Source organism: Rhizobium sp. WW_1 (genome assembly GCF_003610155.1).
Taxonomy (GTDB): domain Bacteria; phylum Pseudomonadota; class Alphaproteobacteria; order Rhizobiales; family Rhizobiaceae; genus Rhizobium; species Rhizobium tropici_A.
The window spans coordinates 37,755-52,557 of the sequence record NZ_RAIN01000028.1 but is presented as its reverse complement, the minus strand read 5'-3'; the positions used below and the strand labels follow the sequence as shown (position 1 = coordinate 52,557).

Annotated in this window: 14 protein-coding genes and 1 pseudogene; 10 read left to right on the top strand and 5 right to left on the bottom strand. The window is 57.7% G+C overall.

All coding sequences use genetic code 11. The annotated features are described in order from the left end of the window. Positions 1-44 precede the first annotated feature (44 nt). Positions 45-399, bottom strand: a pseudogene (locus BJ928_RS39130) (DDE-type integrase/transposase/recombinase); the annotation flags it as partial. 132 nt (positions 400-531) lie between these two features. Continuing rightward, positions 532-972: an Lrp/AsnC family transcriptional regulator gene (locus BJ928_RS36115; RefSeq protein ID WP_047634123.1), complete on the bottom strand. Its 441-nt coding sequence runs from the start codon at positions 970-972 to the stop codon at positions 532-534. A 161-nt stretch (positions 973-1,133) separates the two neighbouring features. Here BJ928_RS36115 and BJ928_RS36110 point away from each other — a divergent pair, with 161 nt between their 5' ends. The 5 genes from BJ928_RS36110 (at position 1,134) to BJ928_RS36090 (ending at position 7,474) form a co-directional block, all read left to right on the top strand. Beyond that, positions 1,134-4,181 (top strand): aminotransferase class III-fold pyridoxal phosphate-dependent enzyme, encoded by a 3,048-nt coding sequence (locus tag BJ928_RS36110; protein WP_047634124.1) that lies wholly within the window; start codon positions 1,134-1,136, stop codon positions 4,179-4,181. A 359-nt stretch (positions 4,182-4,540) separates the two neighbouring features. Further along, positions 4,541-5,329, top strand: coding sequence for an ABC transporter substrate-binding protein (locus tag BJ928_RS36105; RefSeq protein WP_047634125.1), 789 nt, complete (start codon positions 4,541-4,543; stop codon positions 5,327-5,329). Positions 5,330-5,392: 63 nt separating this feature from the next. Further along, a complete protein-coding gene (locus BJ928_RS36100) occupies positions 5,393-6,040 on the top strand; it encodes an amino acid ABC transporter permease (RefSeq protein ID WP_047634126.1) in 648 nt (215 codons plus the stop codon). Positions 6,041-6,050: 10 nt separating this feature from the next. After that, complete coding sequence (locus BJ928_RS36095) at positions 6,051-6,710, top strand: amino acid ABC transporter permease (protein WP_047634128.1); 660 nt, start codon at positions 6,051-6,053, stop codon at positions 6,708-6,710. Further along, positions 6,707-7,474 carry an amino acid ABC transporter ATP-binding protein gene (locus BJ928_RS36090; protein ID WP_047634129.1) on the top strand — a complete coding sequence of 256 codons (768 nt, stop codon included), beginning with the start codon at positions 6,707-6,709 and terminating at the stop codon, positions 7,472-7,474. The genes BJ928_RS36095 and BJ928_RS36090 overlap by 4 nt, the downstream gene beginning before the upstream one ends. A gap of 260 nt (positions 7,475-7,734) precedes the next feature. Here BJ928_RS36090 and speB read toward each other — a convergent pair whose 3' ends face one another. The 3 genes from speB to BJ928_RS36075 form a co-directional block, all read right to left on the bottom strand. Continuing rightward, positions 7,735-8,781 (bottom strand): agmatinase, encoded by a 1,047-nt coding sequence (speB, locus tag BJ928_RS36085; protein ID WP_047634130.1) that lies wholly within the window; start codon positions 8,779-8,781, stop codon positions 7,735-7,737. A 111-nt stretch (positions 8,782-8,892) separates the two neighbouring features. Next, positions 8,893-9,285 carry a nuclear transport factor 2 family protein gene (locus BJ928_RS36080; RefSeq protein WP_047634131.1) on the bottom strand — a complete coding sequence of 131 codons (393 nt, stop codon included), beginning with the start codon at positions 9,283-9,285 and terminating at the stop codon, positions 8,893-8,895. A gap of 16 nt (positions 9,286-9,301) precedes the next feature. After that, the gene (locus BJ928_RS36075) at positions 9,302-9,928 is read right to left on the bottom strand and encodes a TetR/AcrR family transcriptional regulator (RefSeq protein ID WP_047634132.1); all 627 of its coding nucleotides are present in this window, start codon (positions 9,926-9,928) and stop codon (positions 9,302-9,304) included. 117 nt (positions 9,929-10,045) lie between these two features. On the opposite strand from BJ928_RS36075, the gene BJ928_RS36070 reads away from it, so the two are divergent. From BJ928_RS36070 to BJ928_RS36050, 5 genes are all read left to right on the top strand, one after another. Continuing rightward, the gene (locus tag BJ928_RS36070) at positions 10,046-11,143 is read left to right on the top strand and encodes a spermidine/putrescine ABC transporter substrate-binding protein (RefSeq protein ID WP_047634133.1); all 1,098 of its coding nucleotides are present in this window, start codon (positions 10,046-10,048) and stop codon (positions 11,141-11,143) included. Between the two features lie 161 nt (positions 11,144-11,304). After that, complete coding sequence (locus BJ928_RS36065) at positions 11,305-12,168, top strand: ABC transporter permease (protein ID WP_047634134.1); 864 nt, start codon at positions 11,305-11,307, stop codon at positions 12,166-12,168. Next, positions 12,168-12,959, top strand: a complete 792-nt coding sequence (locus tag BJ928_RS36060) for an ABC transporter permease (RefSeq protein ID WP_047634253.1) — start codon at positions 12,168-12,170, stop codon at positions 12,957-12,959. The genes BJ928_RS36065 and BJ928_RS36060 overlap by 1 nt, the downstream gene beginning before the upstream one ends. Next, positions 12,956-14,056: an ABC transporter ATP-binding protein gene (locus BJ928_RS39860; RefSeq protein ID WP_047634135.1), complete on the top strand. Its 1,101-nt coding sequence runs from the start codon at positions 12,956-12,958 to the stop codon at positions 14,054-14,056. The genes BJ928_RS36060 and BJ928_RS39860 overlap by 4 nt, the downstream gene beginning before the upstream one ends. A 4-nt stretch (positions 14,057-14,060) precedes the next feature. After that, positions 14,061-14,795, top strand: a complete 735-nt coding sequence (locus tag BJ928_RS36050) for an MBL fold metallo-hydrolase (protein ID WP_047634136.1) — start codon at positions 14,061-14,063, stop codon at positions 14,793-14,795. The last annotated feature ends 8 nt before the right edge of the window (positions 14,796-14,803 follow it).

Below are 14,803 nucleotides of genomic sequence, written 5' to 3'. Positions count from 1 at the left end.
ATCTTCATCCATGATTTGGTGTCCACCTATTTCGGGTGGAAACTTCATGCATCAGAGCACCGCCCTTCAGAAGGCGCACAGAAATTCGCGCTTACGATTGACGGACGTAGATTGTCGGCGAACCTCGCTTGTCGCTTGCGCATCATGTGGACCATCTCGATAGCGGAGAGTGATTTCAGCGCTTGCCGTCGATTTGAAGCCGAGCATGGACCGGATGCGGCGCTTGATGCGCCGATGGTCCTGCTCGATCCGATTGTTGAGATATTGGCGCCTGCGGATGCGGATCGAGTTCAGTGAACGCCGCGATCGGTCGCGCAGGCGGTTTTCGGTATCGCTGGAAATGACCACCTGGTGATTGGTCTGACTGCCATCGATGATGATGCAATCCGGCCGGCCATATGCCGGAGATAGGTTGCCATTCCGTCTTGCGACAGAACCGGTTCGTGTTGGCTTGGCTAGTTGCAGATGAACAGATGTGCGCATCAGCCATGTAACGGAAGGACCGCTGGCGCCATTGCTCCAGCCATTAAGTTACCGAGATTCGCGATCGATATCCCGTCTTAATACCACCGCAGTCGTGATGTCCTCCACCGCCTCGTGGCTGGCGATCAAGTCGCGGACCTGATTGAGGTCGTTGATCGATGCTGCCTCCAGTTCTACCACCAGGTCGAGCTGACCGCTCACCGACGAAACGCGCTTTACCTCCGTGTGCCGCGCAAGCAGGTCAAGTAGGTGGAGTGCCGGCGTGCGCTTAAGGCTGACGAGAAGGATCGCTCGGATGACATTGGCATCGATCTCACCAATGTCGGCGCGGTAACCCCTGATGACGCCGCTTCGCTCGAGATTGGTAACACGTTCGCTCGTTGCGCTTCTCGACAGGCCGATCCGTCCGGCGAGAGTCTTGACCGCAATGCGTGCTTCCCTCGACAGGATTTCGAGTATTTCCCGATCTTTGGCGTCAAGGTCACGCATGGTCTTCTCGCTTTGAGGCCGGACATCTGTCGGCCCATTCCGACAGTGTGCCGGTTCGATCCGACAGGATACTTGCTTGATCCGGCAGGATACTTGATGCCTGAAAACCGATTGCGTGCCAAGCTATCGGAAAGAAAAAATAGCTTGGAAAAACAACAACTATGACTGATCTCTCCCATCCGGCTCCTCAACTGTCTGCAGGAGATGCCGAAAGGCTCGCCAAGGAAATATTCGGCGTCACGGCCAAGGCGTCGCCGCTCGACAGCGAGCGCGACCGCAACTATCGATTGAAGACGGAGGTCGATGCTGGCTGGATCCTGAAGATCGTCAACTCCAGCGAGCCGAGGATCGAGAGCGAGTTTCAGACCGCGCTTCTCAATCATCTTGCCGGCGCCAATTCGGAGCTTGTGGTTCCTCATCTGAAGCCAAGTCTCTCGGGCGACTTTCTGGCGTCCACGACGGCCGCGAATGGCGAGACGCATGCGTTGCGTCTGGTCGGTTGGCTGGCCGGGACGCCGCTTGCCGAGGTTGGCAGAACCATCGAGTTGATGCGCAGCCTCGGCCGGTCGCTTGGTGAACTTGACCGAGCGCTCCAGGGCTTCATTCATCCGGGCGCTCTGCGCGAGCTTGACTGGGATCTGCGTCATGCGGCGCGGGCACGGTCTCGTCTGCATTTTGTCCGCGACGGCGCAAGGCGGGCGATCCTCGAACGCTTTATCGAGCGCTTTGAAACTCTCGTCGAGCCCAAGCTCTCGCGGTTGCGCGCGCAGGTCATCCACAATGATGCCAATGACTGGAATGTGCTGGTCGACGAGCACAACAATCAGAGAATTTCAGGTGTTATCGATTTCGGCGATGCCGTCCACACCGTTCTCATCGCTGAAGTGGCCATTGCCTGCGCCTACTCGATCCTGGACATGGAGGATCCGATCGGTGCGGCCGCGGCTCTCGCCGCCGGCTTCCACGAGAGATATCCGCTGCAGGCCGAAGAGATCGACATCCTGTTCGACCTTATCGCCATGCGTCTGGTGACGAGCGTCACCTTCTCCGCCTCCCGTCACGAGCAGACCGGCGACAATCCCTATCTGGCGATCAGCGAGGCGCCGGCATGGCGTCTGCTTGAGAAGATGGATGGCATGAATCCGCGTTTCGCTACCGCAGTTCTGCGCAAGGCGTGCGGCTTCGACGCAGTCGAAGGCGCCGGCGCTGTTCGCCATTGGATCGCCGACAACAGCAAGAGCTTTGCCGATATCGTCCGCCCGGCAGCTGCCACGATGAGCAAGGCGATCGTCCCTTATGGCGACGCATCGCATATCATGACCGTGGCCTCGGCTGAACAACGCCCGCAAGAAGCGACCAAATGGTGGACGGACTATGCCGAGGAGCACAAGATAGAGCTCGGCGTTGGTTCCTGGGGTGAGAAGAGAACCGTTTATACCGACAAGGCCTTTGAATCGCGGTTCATCGAGGGCAAGCGACGCATCCATCACCTTGGCGTCGACCTGTTCATGCCTGCCGGAACGCCACTTTACGCTCCGGTGGCAGGTACTGTCAGAAGTGTCGAGATCGAACATGAACCACTGGGCTATGGCGGCCTCATCTCGCTCGAACATGCCCCCGATGGCTGCCCGTCCTTCGTCACGCTTTGGGGCCACATGGCGCATGAGGCGCTCGGCAGACTGAAGCCGGGTCAGCACCTGGAAGCTGGTGATCTCGTCGGCTATATGGGCGATATTCACGAAAACGGCGGCTGGACTCCTCATCTGCACTTCCAGATTTCGACCGACACCGCGCTGACGGCGACAGAGATTCTAGGCGTCGGTGAATCCGCCTATCTCGACGTATGGGCCGAAGTTTTCCCGGACGCGTCGGCTCTCGCCGGCCTGCCGCCCGAAACGTTCTCTCAGCATGGCCGGACGAGAGAGGAATTGATCGCCAAGCGCAAGGAATTGTTGCTGCCCAATCTTTCTATCTCCTATTCCGAGCCGATCAAGTTCGTCCGTGGCGATGGCGTCTGGCTGATCGACAATTACGGCCGGGCCTATCTCGATTGCTTCAACAACGTCTGCCATCTCGGGCATGCGCATCCCGAGGTCGTCGAAGCACTGTCCCGTCAGGCCGGGCTGCTCAATACCAACACGCGCTACCTGCACGACAATATCGTCGAGTATGCCGAGCGGCTGACGGCGACATTGCCTGAAGGTCTGTCGGTTGCATCCTTTGCCTGCTCGGGAAGCGAGGCCAACAGCCTGATGCTTCGAATGGCGCGCAACCACACCGGACGCAACGACGCAATCGTCGTCGACTGGGCCTATCACGGCACGACGCAAGAGCTGATCGATCTCAGCCCGTACAAGTACAAGCGCAAGGGCGGCAAGGGACGTCCGGAGCATGTCCATGAAGCAGTCATTCCGGATAGCTATCGCGCTCCGGAAGAATGGCCGGTCGAAGAACATGGCAAGCGCTTTGCGGAAAGCGTTGCCGAGCAGATCGAGGGCATGCGCAAGAAGGGGCGGGCTCCTGCATTCTTCATGGCTGAATCGATCCCGAGCGTTGCCGGTCAGGTCTTCTTTCCGGATGGATATCTGAAGGAAGTCTACGCCATGGTGCGTGCGGCTGGCGGTCTTTGCCTCGCCGATGAGGTGCAGGTCGGCTTCGGCCGCGTCGGCAGCCATTGGTGGGCTTTCGAAACCCAGGGCGTGGTTCCGGACGTTGTGTCCATGGGCAAGCCGATCGGCAACGGCCATCCGATGTCGGCGATCGTCACGACGCGGGAACTTGCGGATAGCTTCAACAACGGCATGGAGTATTTCAACACCTTTGCCGGCAATCCCGTGTCCTGCGCCGTCGGATTGGCGGTCCTGGATGTGATCGAGCGGGACAAGTTGCGCGAGAATGCTTTCAATGTTGGCAACTATCTGCTCGATGGTTTCCGCAAGATGCAGGATCGCTTCGACATTATCGGCGATGTGCGCGGCCTTGGCCTCTTCCTCGGAATAGAGCTGGTCACCGATCGCAAGACCAAAGCGCCGGCCACGGACCTAGCCCGGAAGATCAATGACGGTGCGAGAGCACGCGGCATTCTGATGGGAACCGAAGGGCCGCACGACAACGTGCTGAAGATGCGGCCATCCATGATCTTCAACCGGACAAATGCCGATCATCTGCTCGATGTCCTGAGTGCAAGTTTCGAAGCCGCGTTGAAATAATCCATAACGCATCGGCAGGCCGCCAATTGGGCCGCATTCCCGCTCCAGCGATGGTCGGGGGTGCGGCCCTTTGTATTTCAAGCGGCATATGCGCGTGATTTGCTGCAACCATTGCGGCCGTGCGATTGGTCTTGTCAAAGCTTGCAGCGATCTGATTCTGACGCCGTTCCTCGCCTTCGCGGGGCAGGTGCGAGTACCGCAAAAGCATCGGGCGACATAATGTCGGCCAATTCCGGCAATGTGTCAGGTACGCTGACACCTTGCTTGGTGCTTGCCAAAAATGGCTATGCAAAACTCTGACGGTGAAGGTTGCTGGGAAACCGACAAAACGAAACAAAATACCAACAGAGGAAACTGACGTGTTCAAGCATAAGTTTACAAATCTGATCGCTGCGGCTGCCGTTGCGATCACGGCAACATTTTCCCTAACGCATGCTCGCGCTGACGAGCTGGCAACCCTGAAGGACTCGGGCGAACTGCGTGTCGCCATGAGCGGCCAGTATCCTCCGTTCAGCTTCACGAACGATCAGAACCAGGTCGTCGGCTTCGACGCCTCGATCGGCGAAGCCATTGCCGAGCGCATGGGTCTCAAGGCCAAGATCATCACGACGCCTTTCGACGGGATCATCGCAGGCCTCCTGGCGAAGAAGTACGATGCCGTCGTCGCGTCGATGACAATCACGCCGGAGCGCGAAAAGGCTGTGGACTTCGTTGGCCCCTACTATCACGCTGGCAGAGCGATCGTGGTGAAGGCGGACTCCTCCATCCAGAAGCTGGAAGACCTCAACGGCAAGATCGTTGGCGTCACGCTCGGCGACGCACATGAAAAGTGGGCGAAGGCTCAGGGCAACCTGACGGTTCGTTCCTACAAGGGGCTTCCGGAGATGCTCGTCGATCTCGAAGCCGGCCGTATCAACGCTCTCGTGATGGACAGTGTTCCGGTCATGGTCGCCGTCAAGGAAACCGGCCAGAAGATTCGCATTCTCGATACGCCGAACATCGAAGGCGGCCGCGTTGCCCTCGGCATCGCGATCCGCAAGAACAATCCGGAACTCAAGGCAAAGATGCAGAAGGTTCTCGAGGAGATGCTCGCCGACGGCGCCTATGAAAAGATCTCGATGAAATGGATCGGTAGCGATATTCGCTAACCAGCATTTCAGCTTGGGCCGGAGTGATCCGGCCCATTCGTTACGAGTTTTCGGAGCGTTTCTATGGATTTGGCGCTAATGCAGCGCGTCCTCCCATTTTTTCTGGAGGCCGCGTGGGTGACATTGAGTATTTCCGTCCTCGCTATCCTGCTTGGTTTCTGCATCGCAGTCGTCCTGGTGGCAGGTCGGTTGTCGGACTTCTTCGTCGCTCGATGGCTTTCGCGGGCGTATGTCAGTGTGTTTCGGGGTACGCCCTGTCTAGTGCAACTGTTCGTCCTTTATTTCGGTGGTCCGCAAATCGGGCTGGAGCTTGAGCCCTATTCGGCCGGCGTCATCGGTCTTGCCCTGAACATCGGCGCCTACATGGCCGAGTCCATTCGCGGCGCAATCATCAATGTCGATCGTGGGCAGGCGGAAGCAGCGCGTTCGATCGGTTTCGGCCGCGGGCAGACGCTGTGGCTGGTAACCCTGCCGCAGGCGGCACGCCTGATGATCAGGCCGCTTGGCGTGAACGCCGTTGCCTTGATCAAGGGATCGGCGCTGGTATCGACGATTTCGGTTATCGAACTAACTTACACCGCTCAGCGCTTCATCAGCTCGACCTACAAGCCCTTCGAAATCTTCGCCGTGTCCGCCGCGATTTACATCGTCATGGTCTATGCGGTTCGGTTCCTCGTCGATCGCCTTGATCTGCATTTCGCGCCAAGGTGAGGATGCCCATATGCAAAATCTCGATTTCAGCGTCGTAACGCCCTATTTCGGTCTTCTGATGACCGGTCTCTGTTGGACGCTTATCATGTTCGTCTGTTCGAGTGTGGTCAGCCTTGTGTTCGGCATTGCCTTCGCGCTGATCGTTCTCTACGCCCCCCCGATCGCAGCCTTTCCCATACGGTTCCTCACCTGGCTTTTCATGGGGACGCCGCTCCTGCTGCAATTGTACCTGATCTATTACGGGCTCGTGCAGATCGGCATCGATATTCCGGCTGTTGGCGCCGGCATCATTGGCCTCAGCCTGCATTTCGCCGTCTACAACGCCGATGTTTTCCGCGCCGGCATCCTGTCGGTCGATCCCGGTCAGATGGAGGGCGCGCGTTCGATCGGCCTTAGTCGCGGCCAGGCTCAGCGTTACATCATCGTGCCGCAGGCGCTCCGCAAAACGATTGCGCCGATCGGAAACAATCTGATCGTGCTTCTGAAGGACACCTCGCTCGTGTCCATCATCGGTATCGCCGAACTCGTCTACAGTGCCCAGATCGCCATCAGCGAAACCTATACGCCCTTTGAATTTTATCTAACCATTGCAGGTATTTACTACGTGGCAAACCTCGTCCTCGAAGCCGGACTGCAATTTCTTGAAAACAAGGTGGAGATGTCACGATGAGCGCCGCTAAGCCCATGGTCGAAGTCAAGGGTGCCCGCAAGGCATACGGAGCGCTCGAAGTGCTCAAGGGGATCGACCTCTCCGTCTCGCGCGGACAGATCATCGCCATCATCGGCCCGAGCGGGTCGGGCAAGAGCACGCTTCTGCGGTCGATCAATCATCTCGAGGTGCTGAACGGCGGCGAGGTTTGGCTCGATGGCGAGCTGGTCAATCGCGCGCTGAAGGGCAATGCTTTCGAGCGGCACATCAATGCCGTGCGTCAGCAGATGGGCATGGTGTTCCAGCATTTCAATCTGTTTCCGCACCTGACCGTCCTTGAGAACATCACGCTTGGCCCCATCAAGCTCAAGGGTCTGACGAAACAGGCCGCCCGTGAACTGGCGATGGAACTCCTGTCCAAGGTGGGGCTGGCCGACAAGGTCGATGCCTATCCATCGCGGCTGTCCGGCGGCCAGAAGCAGCGTGTCGCCATTGCCCGCGCGCTCGCCATGCAGCCGAAGGTGATGCTCTTCGACGAGGCGACGTCGGCGCTCGATCCGGAACTCGTCGACGAAGTCAACGCCGTCATGAAGCAGCTTGCAGCCGAGCACATGACGATGCTGATCGTCACCCACGAAATGCGCTTTGCCGGCGAAGTGGCCGATCGCATCGTTTTCATGGATGGAGGGGTGGTCGTCGAGGAGGGCGCGCCACAGGAGATCCTGCACACGCCGACCCATGACCGTACCCGATCGTTCCTTAAGAAGCACCTGCATGATCGATAGGATCGCCGTAATCATCGAGCCATGCGTTGACGTCTTGATCCTGATGCGGCCCAAGACCCTGGCTGTATCCTCAAACCGCCAATCTGATCTCAGATTTTGATCCACCTGTCAGCACCGGATCAACTTCCCTCGGGACGGCTCTGATGCAAAGGGGTATTTGGCTGACGATAGTAGGCTCTCCCCGTGTCACGTTGCCCTGGCCTCAAGATTCTTAGAGAGCATCGTCATCAAATGCCCGCGACCAAGGTAACAACAGCTTTTCAGCATCTGCGGGCTGAAGGACTGAACACCATCAGGCTTAGAATTTCGAACAGGACCTGTGCTCCCGCCTGCGCGGTGTTGGTGGTGCTGTCGTATTGCGGCGCGACTTCGACCACGTCGCCGCCGACCAGATTGATCCCCTTCAAACCTCGTAGCAGTTCAAGGGCTTCTCGGCTGGTGAGGCCGCCGATTTCAGGCGTCCCGGTGCCGGGTGCAAAGGCCGGGTCCAGGCTGTCGATATCAAAGGACAGATAGGTCGGACCGTCACCGACAATGTGTCGAGCCTTCTCGATGATGGCCGGAATTCCAATGCCCGAAATCTCCTCGGCATGAATAACGGTCATCCCGGATTCATAGGAGAATTCCCAGAGATATTCGGAGGGACCTCGAATTCCGATCTGGACCGTACGGGTCGGATCGAGAACGCCGTCCAGCACGGCGTTGCGCATCGGACCGCCATGATGGAATTTGCTCTGATCGAAGGGACCGCCGGTATCGCAGTGCGCGTCGATATGGATAAGACCGACTGGCCCTTGCGCCCCGACTGCTTTCAGGATCGGATGGGTGATGGAGTGATCACCACCGACCGATACCGGGATGACGCCCGCCCCGACAATCTTTGTGATGGCCGCCTCGATATTCTCATGGCATTGCTCCAAGCGGTATCGGCTCGAAAACGGGACATCGCCGATGTCGGCGGCGCGCAGGTCATATGCCGGGGCGCAATCCAGAACGTGATTATAAGGTCCGATCCGCTCGATGCCGCGTACTGCCCGCGGTCCAAACCTTGATCCCGGCCGATTGCTGACGCCGAGATCCATTGGGATGCCGACGACGGCGACTTGCAGATCTCCAAAATCGGGGGCAGCAAAATTCACCTCCCGGTAGGGCAAGCTTGCAAATGTCGAGACGCCGGAATAAGGCGCCGCGCGCGTACCGCCCTTGAAAATCTTCTCGGCCACCCGCCGGAACCTTGGGTCGAAAAATTCGGCGCTGTCCGCAAACTTACCGCGCAGATCGTCGAGATGCTTCTTCAAATCATCCATGGTCTTATCCCCTTTTGTCGCTCTGCAGCGAATCTTTCGAACCAAGTCGCATTCGCGACCTTAATGCCCATCATCGCTCGCTCGTGTCGGACCTGCCCTGTTCTTACGCCGTCAGGGCAGAGGCGAGAGATGTTCGTGGATCGCCAGCCACTCGCCCGTCGTCTGCTTCTCAAAGATGATCGTTTCTCTCTCGAGGCTTTTCGATGCCTCGCCGTTGAATGTCAGATCGGTTTCGACACTGTGCGTGAAAATCGCCACCGAGCCGGTGATCTGGACGTAACGATCACTGGAGCGGCAACCGCCCACACGAAATCCATCGCGACTTTCCCAAAGCTGCCATTCCGCCTCGTATTCGGCACGGCTCCTCAGCGGCCGGTTCAGATTGTGAAATATGAAGGTCGCGTGCGGTGCGAATGTTTCAAAATAGCCGTCGCGATCATGCCGCGCAAATGCATCGACAAGCCGATCGGCCGCAGCCAGAACACCATGTTGCTGGTGGTCCATCCAAAATCTCCCCGTTTTATTGAATTCCGGTCCTGCTGATCAAAAGCGCGAGCGGTCGGTATTGTCGCGCAACGCGTTCCTTGAGCATTTCGAGTGTCATGGCTTCGTCTTTGACGAACTCGATGAACATCATATTGAGGTTGTTGAAGGCCATCTGCCCGACTGCGACGGCATCTATGCCGGGCATGACGGCACCGCGCAACTGCAGCTTTTGCACCAGCACCGAAACCTGGTCGCAAAGCCTTTTATCGAGGTCGGTGTAGCGGCGACTGAATGGACTTTCAGGCTGCTGGATCGCCGTTGCCATGGCGATGCGCCACATTTCCTTGTTCAGATAGACAAGCGAATGATCGTAGTATTGGTCGATGAGAGCCTGCAGCGCTTCGAAGGTGCCGAGCGGCGGATTTTCGACGATCGCCTTGCCGGACTCCAGCACCTCCTCGACTTCCATCGAGACTGCGGCAACAAGGACATCTCCCTTATTCTCGTAGTAATTATATAAGGTGCCGACCGAGACCTCTGCCCGCTCGGCGATGTCCTCAATGCGGGCGCTATCGTAGCCAACCTCGCGAAAGAGGCTGGTTGCCGCTTCCAGAATACGGCGATTTCGATCAGCCTTTTGTTTTGCGCGCAGCCCTGTCATTCTCGAATCTCTCAAATAATGAATGCCCTCAAAATTCATATTGACTTAAAAAATGAACTCATTCAATCTTTTTCGTGAAGACGCCGAGATGAGCGTCGCCAACCAGAGGGCAATACGATGAACAACGCATTTCAGAGCGCGGTGTTTGCGCGCAGATTCCTTTCTTCCGCAGCAGCACCTTCACTTGTAGCGGTTTCGGTCGCCTTGTCGCCGACGACCCTCCTCGCGCAGGAAGAGCTGAACGCGCTCGTCTGGTGCGATCATACCGATCCGGCGCTGATCGAGCCTTTCGAGAAGGCAAACAACGTCAAAGTCAATCTGAAGGAATATGAGGGAACGGGAGCTGGGTTGTCGATAATCGATCAGTCGCGTCCGGGAGACTGGGATGTTCTCGTGATCGACGGCGTCGATGTGCAACGGGCCATCGATAAAAACATCCTCGCTGAAATTCCGGCCGATGCCGTGCCGACGGCCGATATATTCCCAGAAGTCCGCATGCAGGCCAATAATACGCGGGGTGGCAAGACCTATGCCGTCACTGAAAAATTCGGCTACAACACGATCTCCTACGACAAGACCAAGGTCGATCCGGCTGATATGAAGGACATGACCAAGCTCTGGTCGGTGAAGTACAAGGGCCGGATTGCCGTATACGACTACTATCTGCCAATGATTGGGTTGACTGGAATTGCGCTCGGCAAGGCGACCGCCGATCTGACGGATGCCGACCTACCGGCAATCAAGGATAAACTCTTCGACCTCAAGAAGAATGCCAAGCAGATCAGCGACGTCGTGTCCTCGCAGACGGCACTTGCGACCGGCGATGTCGATATCGTCTTTGGTGGCGGCGAATGGCTGACTGCCGGATTGATGAAGGACAAGCCCAATCTGGACTGGGTTATTCCTGATCAGGGTGCGGTCCGTTGGGCACAGTCCATCGGCGTCATGCAGGATTCCAAGAAGAAGGACCTGGCACTGAAGTTCGTGCAATATATTCTCAGCCCTGAAGGCCAGTCGCATCTGGCGACAGCGTCGTGCTATTGGGCGATGCCGGCAAACCAGAAGGCAGGTGCGCTGCTCACGGATGAGCAGAAGACATCGTTGCGCTGGAACGAGCAGGCAGATTACCTGAAGAAGACGCAGCTCTATCCCATTCCGACACCGGAACTCGACGCGAAGATGCAGGATGCCTGGACGGAGATGCTGCAGAAGTGACGCATTGCCGCGCAAGCAGAGACCGCATTTGCCCGTTATTCCAACCCTCCACCATTCAGGTGGAGGAGTAGCGGTTGCCGCCTAACACCCCTTTCCTCGTGAATGATGGGAAGGTGGCCGGCAAGCCGGATTAAGAGCTAAGCTAGATGGAGCCTTGGCCCATGGCCGTCCTTTCCCTTGAGCATAAAGAACGCCGCAAGGCCTGGGGTTTCGTCGCCCCGGCGCTTGTCTGGACACTTGTCTTTTTCGTTGCGCCGTTTCTGTTCATGGTGGCCATGAGCCTCTGGGCGCAGCAAGGCGGCTCGATCGTTCGCGTCTGGAATCTCGGCAACTACATCGCCTTCTTCGAAAAGGACGCGATGTTCAAGGGGCTAACCAATTCGCTTGAGATCACCGCCGTCGTCACGGTACTTTCGGTGCTGCTCGCTTATCCGCTTGCTTGGATCATCGCCGAGCGCGTGCCGCAGCGCTTTCAGCGAACGGCACTCATCATGGCGGTTTTGCCATTCTGGACGTCTTACGTCGTGAGATCCTATTCCTGGCTCCTGGTGCTTTCGCGAAACGGAGTCATCAATCAGGCGCTCATGCAGAGCGGGCTGATCAGCGAACCGCTGGAGCTTGCCAGCAACCGCACTGCGACCGTCATCGGTTTTGTCCATTTCTTCGTGATGCTGCTGACGCTGACGATCTATGCCAATCTCGTCCAGCTGTCGCCGAACTATCGGCGCGCAGCGGCAGACCTAGGCGCCAACGGTCTTCAAACCTTCTGGCACGTCGTGCTGCCGTTGACGATGCCTGGCATCATGACGGGGGCATTCCTGACCTTCGTGCTGTGTATCGGCGACTACGTCACACCGCAGATCCTTGGCGGCAACAATGAGTTGGTCCTGCCACAGATCATCATGCTGCAACTCGGTCGCCGCGCCGATTTCCCAATGGCTGCGGCGCTGTCGATCATTCTGATGCTGGTCGTGACCTTGGCCTATATCGCCTGCGCCCGTTGGTTGAAGATCGAGAGGGCATGATGACACGCAATCCGCTCGCAACCATCGCATCCTGGGTCTATGCCGCGCTGATCTTCGGCTTCATCTTCCTACCGGTCGTTGTCCTCGTCCTTTTCTCCTTCCAGGACGGCCGCCTGCCGGTACCGCCATTCAACGGCTTTTCGCTGCAATGGTATGAGGCGGTTTTTGCCGACCGTAAGCTGATGGCGGCGCTTTTGAATTCCTTCATGGTGGCTACCATTTCCTCGCTGATTGCCTGTCTGCTTGGCTTTCTCGCCGCCTATGCGCTCGCGCGATACAAATTGCCCGGCTCGGCGCTGCAGCGCGGGCTTCTGATTGCGCCGATGACAGTAAGCTATCTGATCATCGCGCTAGGGTTACTCACTGTGCTCAACGCCCTCGGAATCGGGCTTTCACTTTGGACTGTCGGTATTGGGCATGTGGTGATCAACCTGCCGCTCTGCTTCGCCATCATTTATTCGTCGATGGGCGACCACCACATCAACATCGAGCGTGCCGCGCGCGATCTCGGCGCGAATGATTTCAAGGTCATGGCGCTTGTAACCGCGCCGATGCTCTTGCCTTCGCTGCTTGCATCCTTCTTCCTCTCGGTAACCTTCAGCTGGGACGAATTCATTATCGCTTTCCTGCTATCGCGCTTTGACGTCACTTTGCCCGTCGAGATCTGGAGTCTGCTTCGCTCCGGCCTCAATCCGAAGACCAATGCCATCGGTTCGCTGGTGTTCCTCGTTTCCGTCACGGTGCTGATCGTGCTGGAGTTGTGCCTTTTCGGAAGGACCAAGAAATCATGACCGCTTCGGTTTCGATCGCAAATACCACCAAGACCTTCGGCGCCTTTACCGCGCTCGACGATGTCTCTCTAGATATAGAGGCCGGTGAATTCATTGTACTGCTTGGCCCTTCGGGCTGTGGCAAGACCACGCTTTTATCGATCCTCGGCGGCTTTCTTTCTCCCACGAAGGGCCGCATCGAGATCGGCGGCAAGGAGATGACGAACGTCCCTCCGGCAAAGCGGCCGACGACGACAATGTTTCAGGACTACGCACTGTTTCCGCATATGAAGCTCAAGGACAATGTCGGCTTCGGGCTCAGAATGCGTGGGGTGGCCAAAGCCGCGCGAGAAGAACGAGCACGCGACTTCCTCGATCTGGTGGGGTTGAAGGCTGCAACGGAAAAGAAGCCGCACGAGTTGTCCGGCGGCCAACGCCAGCGTGTAGCGCTTGCAAGAGCTCTTGCCGTCGATCCTGATGTGTTGCTGCTGGATGAACCTCTCGGCGCTCTCGATCTCAAACTCCGTCGCCAAATGCAGGATGAGTTGAAGGCGATTCAGAGGCGGGTTGGCACCACATTCGTCCATGTGACCCACGATCAGGAGGAGGCCATGGCGGTCGCCGACCGAATCGTCGTGATGAACCAGGGGCGCATCGAGGATTTCGGTCCGCCCGCTGAGATCTACATGCGCCCTCGTTCGCTATTTTCCGCTGGCTTCATGGGCGAAGCGAACTTCATCCCCGGAGCGGTCAAGGTGGCGGACTCGATGAGCGCATCGGTCGAAACACCGTTGGGAAACATTGTTCTTGCCCGTCGGAACTTTACCGCCGGTCCGCCCAAGGAAAAGCAGCGGGTGACACTATGCATAAGGCCAGAGCATTTCCGCCGCGAGAGCGAGGCGAACGAAACCGTCACCACGCTTGGCGAAGCCGTCGCGGTTGGCAGCGCCTTCTTCGGTACGCATTATCGTTGTCACCTGACGTCCGCTGGCATGGCGGATATCGCAATCGTCGCGCATATGCCGCAATCTGCGGGCATCGCGAAAGGTCAAAGCATTGCGCTTGCCGTTGATGCCGCGGATGTCATAGCCTTGCCGGCGCAAGGCGGCGGAGGCTGACCCGATGGAACGTGTCGCTGCGGATAAATGGTATGCCGTGGGCCATATCGGGGACGGCATCACCGCGATCACGGAACCTTTCATTCAGGAGTTCTATCGCTGCAATATCTGGCATGTGAGGGGGCGCGACCGCGACATGTTGGTCGACAGCGGCATGGGTGTCGTCTCCTTGCGCGAATGGGTGCCGCTCGTGAGCGAACGAGACTTGATTGCAGTGGCAAGCCACACGCACTTCGACCATATCGGCTGCCATCACGAATTCGAATGCCGCGCCGTGCATGCAGCCGAGGCGGATCTCCTGGCAAATCCGACGCGGAAAAACACGCTTGCGGATCCTTATGTTGTCGACGAGATCTTTGATGCCTTGCCGCCCGAGCCCTATTGTTCGAAATGCTATGCGGTCAAGAAGGCGACGGCGACGCGCATCCTCGACGACGGGGACATCATCGATCTCGGCGACCGTATTTTCGAGGTGGTCCATACGCCAGGCCATTCTCCAGGCGGCATCGCGCTCTGGGAGGCGAAAACGGCTACGCTGTTTTCAGGCGACATCCTCTATGACGGGCCATTAATCGAGGACACCTATCATTCGAATGCCGCGGACTATTTCGCTTCGATGGAACGGCTGCTGAGGCTTCCCGCGCGCATCGTGCATGGCGGGCATTTCCCAAGCTTCAGCGGCGAACGATACCGTCAGGTGATCAGCGACTGGCTTGATAACAAGCAGAAGTCCATGTGACGGGAGAC